The sequence below is a fragment of the Methanomassiliicoccales archaeon genome (genome assembly GCA_014361295.1).
Classification (GTDB): domain Archaea; phylum Thermoplasmatota; class Thermoplasmata; order Methanomassiliicoccales; family JACIVX01; genus JACIVX01.
Genome location: JACIVX010000001.1, coordinates 1,416,338 through 1,428,791, shown reverse-complemented (window position 1 = coordinate 1,428,791; position 12,454 = coordinate 1,416,338). Strand labels below are relative to the sequence as shown.

13 protein-coding genes are annotated in these 12,454 nt (G+C 50.0%); all 13 read right to left on the bottom strand.

The genetic code is table 11. From position 1 onward, the window contains the following. Window positions 1-9: 9 nt before the first annotated feature. A complete protein-coding gene (locus H5T41_07060) occupies window positions 10-1,245 on the bottom strand; it encodes a translation initiation factor IF-2 subunit gamma (protein ID MBC7108528.1) in 1,236 nt (411 codons plus the stop codon). After that, window positions 1,242-1,637, bottom strand: coding sequence for a 30S ribosomal protein S6e (locus tag H5T41_07055; GenBank protein ID MBC7108527.1), 396 nt, complete (start codon window positions 1,635-1,637; stop codon window positions 1,242-1,244). The genes H5T41_07060 and H5T41_07055 overlap by 4 nt, the downstream gene beginning before the upstream one ends. A 301-nt stretch (window positions 1,638-1,938) precedes the next feature. Continuing rightward, complete coding sequence (gene infB / locus H5T41_07050) at window positions 1,939-3,687, bottom strand: translation initiation factor IF-2 (protein ID MBC7108526.1); 1,749 nt, start codon at window positions 3,685-3,687, stop codon at window positions 1,939-1,941. A gap of 172 nt (window positions 3,688-3,859) precedes the next feature. Next, complete coding sequence (gene ndk / locus H5T41_07045; GenBank protein MBC7108525.1) at window positions 3,860-4,312, bottom strand: nucleoside-diphosphate kinase; 453 nt, start codon at window positions 4,310-4,312, stop codon at window positions 3,860-3,862. Further along, entirely contained in the window at window positions 4,309-4,695 is a 387-nt protein-coding gene (locus tag H5T41_07040) for a hypothetical protein (protein MBC7108524.1), read from the bottom strand. The genes ndk and H5T41_07040 overlap by 4 nt, the downstream gene beginning before the upstream one ends. A gap of 23 nt (window positions 4,696-4,718) precedes the next feature. Beyond that, complete coding sequence (locus H5T41_07035; GenBank protein ID MBC7108523.1) at window positions 4,719-4,931, bottom strand: 30S ribosomal protein S28e; 213 nt, start codon at window positions 4,929-4,931, stop codon at window positions 4,719-4,721. 9 nt (window positions 4,932-4,940) lie between these two features. Beyond that, entirely contained in the window at window positions 4,941-5,312 is a 372-nt protein-coding gene (locus tag H5T41_07030) for a 50S ribosomal protein L7ae (GenBank protein MBC7108522.1), read from the bottom strand. Window positions 5,313-5,504: 192 nt separating this feature from the next. Next, window positions 5,505-6,476, bottom strand: coding sequence for a pyruvate synthase subunit beta (locus tag H5T41_07025; protein ID MBC7108521.1), 972 nt, complete (start codon window positions 6,474-6,476; stop codon window positions 5,505-5,507). After that, window positions 6,476-7,648 (bottom strand): pyruvate ferredoxin oxidoreductase, encoded by a 1,173-nt coding sequence (gene porA, locus H5T41_07020; protein MBC7108520.1) that lies wholly within the window; start codon window positions 7,646-7,648, stop codon window positions 6,476-6,478. Before porA ends, H5T41_07025 begins: the two co-directional genes overlap by 1 nt. Beyond that, complete coding sequence (locus H5T41_07015) at window positions 7,642-8,544, bottom strand: 2-oxoacid:acceptor oxidoreductase family protein (GenBank protein ID MBC7108519.1); 903 nt, start codon at window positions 8,542-8,544, stop codon at window positions 7,642-7,644. The genes porA and H5T41_07015 overlap by 7 nt, the downstream gene beginning before the upstream one ends. 639 nt (window positions 8,545-9,183) lie before the next feature. Then, window positions 9,184-10,101: a branched-chain amino acid transaminase gene (locus H5T41_07010; protein ID MBC7108518.1), complete on the bottom strand. Its 918-nt coding sequence runs from the start codon at window positions 10,099-10,101 to the stop codon at window positions 9,184-9,186. Window positions 10,102-10,186: 85 nt separating this feature from the next. Beyond that, window positions 10,187-10,549 carry an acetolactate synthase gene (locus tag H5T41_07005; protein MBC7108517.1) on the bottom strand — a complete coding sequence of 121 codons (363 nt, stop codon included), beginning with the start codon at window positions 10,547-10,549 and terminating at the stop codon, window positions 10,187-10,189. Window positions 10,550-10,551: 2 nt separating this feature from the next. After that, window positions 10,552-12,222 (bottom strand): biosynthetic-type acetolactate synthase large subunit, encoded by a 1,671-nt coding sequence (gene ilvB / locus H5T41_07000; protein MBC7108516.1) that lies wholly within the window; start codon window positions 12,220-12,222, stop codon window positions 10,552-10,554. Window positions 12,223-12,454: the final 232 nt, after the last annotated feature.

Here is a 12,454-nt window from a genome sequence, read left to right as displayed (position 1 = left end):
AGGCCACAATCACTGTATAATGCCATAACCGATGAGGCGCCATTTCCCCGAGATTTTTCGAGAAATCGCGACCCTTTGATTCGGTTCCGCGCAGACTGGGATCTTGAGCGAGACTTCACAAGTTGTTTCCCTTGCACTCATCACGATACCAACGGTTGTTGCTGTGCCAACGCTCAGCATGAGAGGTTCGTTCGTTCTTATATTCTCGACCACCAAGTCCTCCGCCGCGCCAACGACCCTCTCGAGGAGATGAGTCGACATCGTGAATTTACTGAGGACGGGTGGGAGTGTTCCAGGCTTGCCGACCATTCGGCCAGTGAGTCCATCCGATTTGGTCAGCGAAGGATCGAGTTTCGTTCCAATGGCGATGAGCCCGCCAGGCTTTGCTCTTTCAAGAGGTGTTCCACCTGCATGAAGGGAGACGACCGTTGTTGTCAGTGGTTCCCATGAGGTCTTCCCGCCGCTGCCCTCAATCTTTCTCCCTGGGCTAATCTCAATTTCATCGCCCAGTTCGAGCTGCCCCTGAATCAGACTCCCTCCGAGTACACCCCCCCTTAATTCCTCTGGCGATGAGCCGGGGGTATTGATATCGAACGATCGCGCAACATACATTCTTGCAGGTTTGCTTGCGTCGAATTTCGGTGTAGGGATGTACTTTTCAATTGTTTCGATGAGTTTATCGATGTTCACATCATGATGTGCCGAGACAGGAATGATTGGAGCGTTCTCAGCGATCGTTCCCTTCACAAAGGATTTGATCTGTCGGTAGTTCTCCAGCGCCTCTTCTTTCGTCACGAGATCGATCTTGTTCTGCACAACGATGATTTTGTCAACGCCGATGATCGTCAGCGCCATCAGATGTTCTTTTGTTTGAGGCTGGGGACAACGCTCGTTAGCGGCGACAAGAAGCAGGGCGCCATTCATCAAGGCAGCGCCGGAGAGCATCGTCGCCATCAGAGTTTCATGACCTGGTGCATCGACAAAAGAAACAGCACGGAGAAATTCCGCTTCGCCACCGCAATGCCTGCAGGTCTTGTCATTTGTGTAGGCAGCTGGAGGTTCGCACGAGCGACACTTATAGAATGCTACATCCGCATATCCAAGTCTGATCGAAATACCGCGCTTGATCTCCTCAGAATGACGGTCTGTCCACTCTCCAGTGAGCGCTTTCGTTAGCGTCGTTTTTCCATGGTCGACATGACCAATCATCCCAATGTTGACCTCGGGCTGCTGCGGTACGATCATTTGGTCTCCTCTTTCTTAATGAGATCTTCAATCGGTTTTGCCCCTCTCGAAGTGATTTTCATATTGATCTGGACGATTTCCGGTGAAATCGTGTTCCCCCGTACAGACTTTCTCTTTCTAACCCCTTTCTCACCAGACTTGAAACCCGTTGAGCCGCTCGCCAACAGGAGCTTTACCCTCCTTGTGCCCGGGAGGTCCTTCCTCATCGGGAAGCCGTCCTTATCGCTTCCTCCCGTAATGGTCAGCTTGTACCCAGGAAGACCGACGAAGATACCGTCGATCACCTCGCCGATCTTTCTGCCGATAAGGGAGTTCGCATGATGGCCTGAGACCGTCACCTGATACGATTTTCCAGTCTTTGCATCGTTAATGACAGCCTTGAATTCAACCATTCTGAACACCTGTTAGGTATCGCCCTAATGTAGTTCCCGTTAAATAACTTTTGGTGAGTCGGAATAAGCTGGTTAATTCACGAAAGCAGGACGGGCTAAAGCAATTGATTGAATTATCTGATGACGCTTTTCAGATCGTTGCTCGCTGGAAAGAAAAGAGAATTGACCGGTCGAGATGCTACAATTTTCCAGATTGAAGCTCCCAGAAGTTCATCCACCGATTATGATGAAAGACTAAAACGATTAGATAAGTTAAAAAACCTCACGATATTGTAATGATACACATTCTTGTTCCAAGTACTCAAATCCCCCAGAACGGATCCTGCTTTCTCATGATCGCGATCAATTCTTCGAGAGTCATTTTTTCATCTTCATTCAAATCAAGGGACTGAAGGTCTTTTACCTTCGACTCTTCCAGCGCAACATACAGAATATCTTCGACAACGACCTGTCTGCCGACAGTCGCTCCCTCAATCGCAATTGCCACCTCACTTCCTGCGACCGCTTCCTTGAGTGCTTCCTCTCCAGACCTGATGCTCCTGATCTTTCCAACTTCCTTTCCCTCTCGGTTGATCAGGGTCTGGCCCGGTCTGATTCTTCCAGCGAGAACACGCACACCAACAATTGCTGGCTTACTGATGCGGAAAACGCAGTTCGGAAGTACCTTGATCTTCCCAGGGAAGGAAAACTTCGAACGTTTTTCGATCTCGCTCGCCCTCTTCTGCTCTTCAACCCACTTCTGATAGTCTTCGATTAATCGGTAAACAACATCGTTCAGAAATACTTTGACAGGATAAGTTGGCAAGATTTCTTTCGCCTCTGGTAAAATCTTCACGTTGAAGCCGAGGATGACCCGATGGAGTGATTCATTCGTGGCACAGGCTTCAACAATATCCCTCTTGGCGATGTCCCCTACCTCGAACTTTCTGATCGGTATACCGGCGTTCTCCGCTTCGAACGCAAGGGCTTCTAGCGACCCTATCGCGTCGGCCTTGATGATGATTCCCTCATCCTTCGTCTCTATGTGAACCTTCATTTCCTTCTGAATCTCATCGATAATGAGAGCTTCATCGCCTGAAATAACCCTGAGAGGCCCACCTGCAATAACACCCTCAAGATTCTGGCACGTGAGTTTAACGCCAGCTGCTGCAGAAACCTCATCAACGGAATCGAATCGCTCTCTCGGATCTCTGATTTCATCGAGAGGCCTCGGTTTGAGAATCGCCTTGACTTTCGTCACAAGAGGTTTTGATGATGTGCCGAGCGCCACCCAGTCTCCCTTTTTCAGAGTCCCGGAATAAATGATCACATCGATCGTGGCGCCCAAACCCCTCTCCTCCTTGACTTCGAGAACCGTCCCTTTCGCCGGTCCCGTTTCCGTCCGCAGCTCCGACTCGAGGAATCTCTGGGCGAGGCCGATCAAGACGAGCAGGAGGTCCGGAACCCCTTCACCAGTCCTCGCACTAATGGGGACGATCGCGATGTTTCTCGTGAAATCCTCGATGCGGTCGTAACGTTCTGCCGACAATCCTTCGTCATGAAGCCTGGCAGAAATCATGTATACCTTTTCGTCAAGCTTCGCCTTGACTTCCTCGAGTTGATCTCGAAAGGAAAGAACGAATGGCGAATTAGGATGCGAGATCCAGCCATCAATGAGATCGATTTTGTTTAGAGCGACAACAAATGGCGTTTTATATCGCTTGAGGATATTGATCGATTCGATCGTTTGCGGCTTTGGACCCTCCATGATATCGATCACGAGGACGGCAAGATCGGCAAGAGATCCTCCCCTCGCTCTCAACGTCGTGAATGATTGATGGCCTGGTGTGTCGATAAACAAAAGGCCAGGAACGGTGAACTTCTTGTTGCCGATGAGAGCTGAACACTTCTCGTAGATATGTTCGATTGGAACCTCGGTCGCCCCGATGTGCTGCGTGATCCTACCTGCCTCACGGAGAGCGACAGTGCTACCTCTGATATAATCGAGGAGACTCGTTTTCCCGTGATCAACGTGACCGAGGACACTCACAATCGGCTGCCTTAAAGCCATCGCCTATCGCATCAGGGAAATCTTATTAGAATCTTTCTTCAAACTCAGATCTATCCTTTGAGTGAAAAAATAAAAAAATGAATTCTTAAAGGCGGAGATCGTTGGATTCAATATTCATTACTGATCTCCTTTTATTAACCATCCGTATACCTTGAGGTAATCGAAGCAGATTTCATTCATACAACCAGGGATCGATCGTTTTCTTGTAGTCCTGGAGTTCGTAATCGTTGAAAAACAGCGCAATTTCCCTTTTCGCTGATTCAGGGGAATCGGAGCCATGAATCAGATTCCTTCCTGTCTGCTGCGCGAAATCTCCGCGGATTGTTCCAGGTGCTGCATCCTGTGGATTTGTCTTCCCCATCATTGTTCTGAGAGCAGTGATGATGTTCTCCCCCTCCCACACCATGCAGAGCACTGGTCCAGAAGTGATATAATCAATGAGACCTGGAAAGAAACTCTTCCCTTTGTGTTCGGCATAGTGCCTCTCCGCTAATTCGCGCGGAATGCGCATGAGTTTCATCGCGACAGGCTTGAATCCGCGTGCCTCAAGCCGGCTGATGATCGCGCCGATCAAACCGCGTTGAATTGCATCAGGCTTTAGCATGACGAAGGTGCGCTCGATCATCCCTCTCCCGATTCCTTTTCTGCGTTTTTCCTGATCTTCCTTGCTTTGCGTTCCCCTTTTTTCTCTTCTTTCCCGCCAGATTCCTCAGTGCTTGAATCGACTTCAACGGGAGAAGAGCCTTCGGTTTGCTCGCCAGTCGCAGTTACCTTGCTAGCCTCTTCGACTTTTGCCGCGGCGGAGGAGATCTTTGAAACGCTCTGTTTTTCGCGCTGAGCTACGCGTGTCCATTCCGTTTTCCGAGGCACCCTTCGCAGAGAAATCATGTTCTTGAAGCACTTGCTCGTACAGAACATGTAAATTGTGCCATCTTTCTTGATGAACATCCGACCAGTACCTGGTTCAATCTCATCGCCGCAAAATGAACAGACCCTTCGCTCGACCATTGTTTAGCGCCCCCAGTTATCGCTCATCTGATCGTGAGCTTTCGAGCTTCTCTCGAAGTCTCTCTCAGCATCAGTATGTCTCCGACACGCACAGGTCCCATGATGTTCCTTGTGATGATTCGACCCTTATCTCTGCCTTCGAGGACCCTGACCTTGACCTGGGTTGCCTCACCAGTCATGCCTGTCCTGCCGATGATCTCAACGACTTCCGAAGGAATGTTCTCATCTTCTGGCATCCTTCGCACCTACTTTTTCAGCTTTTTTATTTGTTCAGATAGATTTTCGAGTAATGCCTTTCCTTTTCCCACATCCACAACGGCGACGGCCGCCGTTGGTTTTTCAAGGCCCGAGGCATTTCCAAGCTCGGCCTTGCTTGGGACGTAAGCGTAAGTGATGTTTCTCTCCTCACAGAGGAGCGGGAGATGAGCCAGGATCTCAGGAGGTTGAACGTCCTCCGCCATCACGACGAAGACGGTTTCTCCCCTTTCAACGAGCTTCGTAACCTCATTTGACCCTTTTTTTACTTTTCCAGTATCCCTCGCGATCTCGACGAGCTCGTAAACTTTGTCCTGAAGCTCCTTTGGCATTTCGAATCGAACATGGATCGGTTTTGGCATTGTGATTACCTCCTTCAGATGTTTTGCACATCCTCATCATTCATCGGCTCTGAAGAGCAAACGAGCACAAAGGGAAAGGAATATAAAAGGTTTGTCGAGGAGACCATTTCCTTCTTGACCATGCTGTCAAGTTGCAATTGACCGTGAACGATGTGCTCAGGTCTTTGAAATGCGATCGGCGTCCTTTTGATCTCAGGGACCGTGAAGGGGGTCTTCGTCGATGATGAGCGCTTTCTTCGCCTCTTCGATCTTGCATGGTGGCACGGGTACTTCCTCGTAGAACTGATGCTTCCATCTCTCACAGATCCATGTCTGCAATTTCTCAACATCTTCCTCACTCATATGCCTGAATCGACCCTGTAGCTGAAGGTATTCCCTGACAGGCACCAATGTCTTTGGCTTATATGTGAGCTTCTCGACGCCGTGATCCACTTCGTAAAGAATCCACATGCCTGTCTCCACTGCAAGCCTCGCAATCGCGACACTTTTCGAGGCTTCGCTCCGCCAGCCCGGAACACATGGACAAAGGACATGAAGGAACCTGAACCCACTTTCCGATTTAGCTTTCTGAACCTTCCTAACAAAATCGTTCGGATGAGCGATCGAAAGCGTGGCCATGTACGGAATGTTATGTGCAGCGACGATCGCGTCAATGTCCTTCTTGAACTCCCTTTTGCCCTGTACCTTCTTCCCAATCGGTGATGTCGTCGTCCAGGCCCCGAACGGCGTAGCACCGCTTCGCTGGATTCCCGTGTTCATATAAGCTTCGTTATCGAGGCACACATACACGACGTCTTCATTTCTTTCCGCCGCACCGGAGAGCGCCTGTAACCCGATATCGAATGTGCCGCCGTCGCCCGCCATACCGACCACGGTCACCTCCTTTCCGCGACGCTTCAGTGCCGCTTTGATTCCCGAGATGACCGCTCCTGTGTTTTCAAAGGCCGTATAAAAGAATGGCCATTTAAACGCCGATGCTGGGTAAAGTGCACTGAAGACGATGAGACAGCTGGCCGGAACATAAACGATTGTATCTTTGCCGAGAACTCTTGCAATATTCTTCACGGCGATTGCGACACCGCAGCCAGGACAGGCGCCATGGCCTCTAGTCAAATAATCATCGCGCGGCAGATCTTTTATCGTTTTAATTTCCTTTGTAACCATCAACTACCCCCTCTCAATCCATGCCAGTGGCATTCCTTCACTCGATGCCCCTTCGCATTCTCCTCAATCACCGAAAACATCTCTCGAACTTCCTCGAATGTCACATCCCTTCCTCCAATACCAGCAACGTGATTTGTGAGCGGTATGCCGAGATGATAAAGTGCATTTCTCGTTTCCGTGAATACTGGACCGAAACCGTTGAATGAGACGGATCGATCGAAGACGCCGAGCGCCTTCAGATTCTTCGCGATCGATCTCAATTCATCAGACGGAAACGGCCGCAGAAACCTCAATTTGACAAGACCGACTTTCTTGCCTTTGCTCCGTAGGTGATCGACGACGACCCTTGCCGTGCTTGTCACGGTCCCGAGTGCGATGAGCGCGATCTCAGCGTCCTCCATTTGATAGGTATCAATAAGACCGCCATAGGCCCGTCCTGTGAGCGCACCGTACTCCCGATCGACCTTTTCGATGACCAGTTTTGATTCGTCGACCGCCTGATGGAGCTGGTAACGCATTTCCATCGCATACTCGGGTGGTGTGATCGGATTCATCGTCACCGGCTCATCTGGATCAAGCACATACAGCGGTTTGAATTTCGGCAAAAACGAATCAACAAGCTGCTGATCGGGAAAATCAACGCGCTCGACCGTATGGGATAGAACGAAACCATCAAGACAGACCATCATGGGCAACATGACGCCGCGATCCTCGGCGATTCTGTAGGCTTGAATCACCATATCCAAGGCTTCTTGATTATCCTCGATGTAAACCTGCAACCAGCCTGATTCCCTTTCAGGCATCGAGTCATTGTACTCAACCCAAATACCTGATGCTGCTCCGAGACTTCTGTTAACATTGACCATGACTACGGGCAAACGATTCTGCGGTGCCGCGTAAAGCATTTCATGCATGAGCGCAAGACCTTGTGAAGAAGTAGCAGTGAATGCCCTGGCGCCGCCAGCGCACGCACCAATCGCCGCACTCATCGCGCTGTGTTCACTCTCAACCGGCAGGAAATCCGCGTCGAGTTCTCCATCATTGATAAATTCCGCAATGAGCTCGACGATGAGTGTTTGAGGGGTGATCGGAAACGCTGGTACGACCTCTACCCTCGCGAGCCTTGCGCCGTGGGCAACAGCGTGATCCGCGCTGATGACTTTCATCACCATTCGTAGACCCCCCTGACCATTTCAATGGCATCAGCCGGACATACTTCCGCGCAGATACCGCATCCCTTGCAGTAACGATAATCCCAGCGTTCGTAGTCGTCTTCCTGTCGCTCAATGCAACCCTCGGGACAGGAAAACCAGCATCGAAGGCACCTGATGCACTTCTCCTTGGAATACCGCGGTGTCTGCGTTCTCCATGTACCCGTGAGATTCTGCGCCATGCTACCAGGACCGACGGCAATTCCATCGATCTCTCTCGCTGAAAGAGTATTCCCAATCGGAATTTCATCCCAGGCTGGCAACCACACCTTTTTTCTGACAATCGTTCTCGTGCCCTTACACCGTCCAACAACTGTATTGTGATAGGCGATTCTCGCGGCCTCCGCATTCATGACGCCCGATTGATGACCGAGCTTTTCGCCAAAACGATTCATGATTGCGTTAAGGATTGATTCAAGTGGCACGATATCGACAACGCGGGCAAAGGCTCCCAATATCGACGTGTTTACAATCGGTGCCTTGATCGTTTCAAGTGCGATCGTCGTCGCATCGACTGTTCCGCATTCAACCTCAATCCCCAGATCGACCTCCTCTGGCTTTTTGACGGTATTGATGATCGCCTTTCCATCTGGTTTCAGTCCTTCAGAAATAGGATCGATCTCCAGAATGGATTCGTCTAGGATGACAAGCGCATCTGGCTCATAAACTTGTGACTTAATGCTGATCTTGCTTTCGTCGATTCTCGCGAAGGCACGAACGGGCGCGCCACGTCTTTCCGCCCCGAAATATGGAAACGCCTGCGCGTAATAACCCTCCAGAACTGCCGCCTCAGCAAGCGCTTGCGCGGCCATCACCGCTCCCTGTCCGCCCCTCCCATGAAAGCGAATCTCGTACACGTTCACCCTCCATTCCGCTCACGAAACATTTAGGGCGCCACTATTATATGATTTTACGGATGTTGGCTGGATTCCTACGATAATTCAGAACTTTGCAACGAAATATCGTAAATTCTTGCCGTGATGATCAAAAATCAAATCAATAATATCCAAAAAAACGAAAAGATCATCGTTCTTCTATGACATGTGCTGACTCGTGACCCGCCACTATCTCGAAGCAATCATTACTTCCATTCTCGAAGAGGCTTATTCCCAATAAAGTGGGATCCGCAGCAGCAACAGTAGTAAACAGCGTGCTCCGACAGCTTGAATTCTGGAGCCACGCTCACCGACCCGCAAACAGGGCAAATCATACACAAACCCCCCTTTGATTCCGCAATCATGAAGTTCAACTGGAGACCAGGACCGCAATAATATCTAGTGCGATTCTCACCTAAATATCATTCTCTCATAAGAATTCTTGATCAGATCAATGAAATAACACCGAAGGATGAGTGCAAGGAGTGGTTTTCAAGAAGATAGCGCCAAAATCATCAAACTAGATCTGAAATGCTCAGCAATCGCGTCTTACGAGAGATCAAACTGATCTAATCAGTTGTTTTTCGATGATCGGTTCTGTTCGAATTTTCATCTCAAATCTCAGCTGATGAAATCGAGCCAGTGAAGGTACTTTGCGTTTATTCCTCTCGTCACTTCCGAAAAAGCCTTCTGGAGTTTCAGCGTGATTGGCCCAGGCTCCCCACTCCCGATTTTCTTGCTGTCAATCTCGATGATCGGCATGACTTCCGCGGCCGTACCAGTCATGAAAACCTCATCAGCCACATAGAGTTCCGATCTTGTGATATTCCTCTCCTCAACATGATAACCGAGATCATTCGCGAGCTGCATGACTGAGTCCCTGGTGATTCCACGCAGAATGCCGGAGGCCATGCCGGGCGTAAAAATCTTTTCACTCTTGACCATGAAGATGTTTTCGCCCGTCCCTTCGGCGACATTCCCATCAGCATTGAGCATGATCGCTTCATCAGCACCCCTTTTAACCGCTTCCAATCGAGCCAATACGGAGTTGATGTAATTACCGCAGATTTTTGCATTGAGCGCTGCAGCCCTGTTCGATGGCTTTTCCCAAGAGGACGTGATGACCTTCGCGCCCCGTTTCTGCTGATCTGTTCCCAGATAGGGACCCATATAAACGCATGCGATCGCGAGCCTTGTCGGAAGTTTGATTGGATTGAGTCCAACCGTTCCAGACCCATAGTAAGCGATCGGTCTTATGTAATCAACCTTTGGATCATTCGCTCTGACCGTCTCCTTAACAATCTCGCAGAGTTCATCGATTGTATAAGGAATTTTGAGATCGATGACCTTCGCCGAATCAAGAAAACGCATCATGTGATCGCGGAGTCTGAAAATCGCACGACCTTTTGTGGTTTCATAGATCCTGATCCCCTCGAAGACACCTCCGCCGTAATGAAGGCCATGCGTCATGATGTGTACATTCGCCTTGTCCCAATCGACCAGCTTCCCATCCATCCATATCTTGCCAGCAGATTCCATTCGAGTTTCCCCCGACGAGGACGACAGTACCTGATAGCGATCATAGTGTTTAAAACGTTCATTCGAAAAAACAACATATGAAACATCAGAGGGCGTTGATCGTCTTGATATACTTGTTTGGTTTCGTCATCTCGACCATGTTATCGACTTCTTCGATGCTGCCGATCAACCGCGCCTTTCCAAACGAATTCGCGACGAGCGCATACGCCTCGTGCCTCGATTCATCGATAATCTCGACCTCAATGACATCCTGAAGTCTTGTTAATCGCTCAACTGCCTGTTCCGCCTGCTTTCTATCCTTGACACTCAGGACGATCCTAGCCTTGCCAGGAAGCTCACACTTTCCGACAACAATCGTCTCGACGTTGATTTTCTTCCTCGTGAATTCACCCATGACGCGTTGCATGACACCAAATTGATCGTTGACGATCATTGAGATGACTTCCATACTCAACACACCCCTTTCCATGCGCAATTACCCGGGATGACCTGAGTTCCGCTCCCGGTCCTCAGCGTGACAGGGAGGATTTCCTCTTCTCGATCAATCCATATGTCGGCTAGGAATGGTTTCTCCGAATTTATTCCTTCCTCGATGACGCTCGCAAGATCCTTCGGATCCTGCACGCGCGCAGCACGCACCCCGAAGGCCTCAGCCAATTTAACAAAATCTGGAGATGAACCAAGACTCTCTGCGAAGATACGCTTGCCGTAAAAGAGGCTCTGCAGCTGCTTGATCATGCCAAGTCGCCCGTTGTTCAACAGGCAAATGAAGATCGGGATTTTCTCCTCGACGGCAGTCGCGAGCTCCTGGCATACCATCAGGAGACTCCCGTCACCCGCTACATCAACGACCGTTCGATCGGGTGCCGCGATTTTTGCCCCCATCGCAGCAGGAAGACCAAAGCCCATTGTTCCCAGACCTCCTGGCGTGATAAACATCCTCTTGCCCCTGCACTCAAAGTAATGTGCGGCAAACATTTGGCACTGTCCGACTTCTGTAGTGATAATCGCATCATCGGGCAAAATTTTGTTGAGTTCATGGATGACCTTTTGCGGTTTGATCGGATTGCCACCGATGTCCATTTCGCATGCGCATTCCTTCCTCAGCATTCTCATCCGTTCTGCCCAAACGCCGCTCTTTCTCTTGACTTGCATCGATGTAATAATTGTCTTAATGATCTTTCTGGCATCGCCAACGAGGCTGACCGTCGGCTTGACGTTCTTACCGACCTCCGCTGAATCAATATCGATGTGAATGACCTTGGCCCTGCAGGACGAGGGGTCTCCGATCATTCGATCGCTAAACCTTGTCCCGATCGCGAGGAGCACATCACACTCCTCGAGTGCGTAGTTCGCCGCCCTTCTTCCATGCATGCCGACCATGCCGAGGACGAGGGGATGATCCTCTGGCACGGCACTCTTACCCATAAGCGTTGTTGCAACAGGCGCCATGAGCATTTCCGCCAACGTCATGATTTCTTGGCCGCAACCAGACCAACTCGCGCCCCCACCAACAAGAATCAGTGGCCTTTGTGCAGATTCAAGCAGCGCAACCGCCTGTGGCAACTCGATGAGATTTTCTTTCACACCATTGTTGCGCCTTATCGGTTCATCGCAATCGTCCACTTCGCTCATCTGGATATCCCGAGGAAGATCAACATGGACGGGACCATATCGCCCTGTCCTTGCGATTGCAAATGCGCTCCGGAGATCTGAAAGCAACGTCTTCGAGTTCATGATTCTGAAATTGTGCTTCGTGATCGGAATCATGAGACTGAAGACGTCGGCTTCTTGAAATGCATCATTGCCAATGATTCCTGTTGGAACCTGTCCCGTGAGCGCGACAACAGGCGAGGAATCAAGAAATGCAGTTGCGATGCCCGTTACAAGATTCGTTGCGCCAGCTCCCGAAGTCGCTATGCATACACCTGGTTTTTTTAGCACACGAGCGTAACCATCAGCCATGTGAGCAGCGCACTGCTCGTGGCGTACGAGGATGTGTCGTATATCAGATGTCCTGAGATCGTCGTAAAGCGGCAGTATCGCTCCTCCGGGTATTCCGAAGACGACATTGACGCCCTCTTCATGCAAGACCTTGATGATAGCCTCCGATCCTCTCATCCAAATTCCTCACAAACAATCATGGGGACGCACCATCCAGGGAGGATCGTGTCCCCTATCACACGACCAAAACCTGCACGCTGACCAAGAGAGAATTCCGTACAAGGAGAAGGGCAGCGTTCATTATTTCATCGTATTGGAAATACTCTATTTAAACATTGTCATAAATTCTCACGTTCATATCCGAAATGGATTCAAAAGATGAAATTCCTTTCTCGCTACCCGTGCAAGA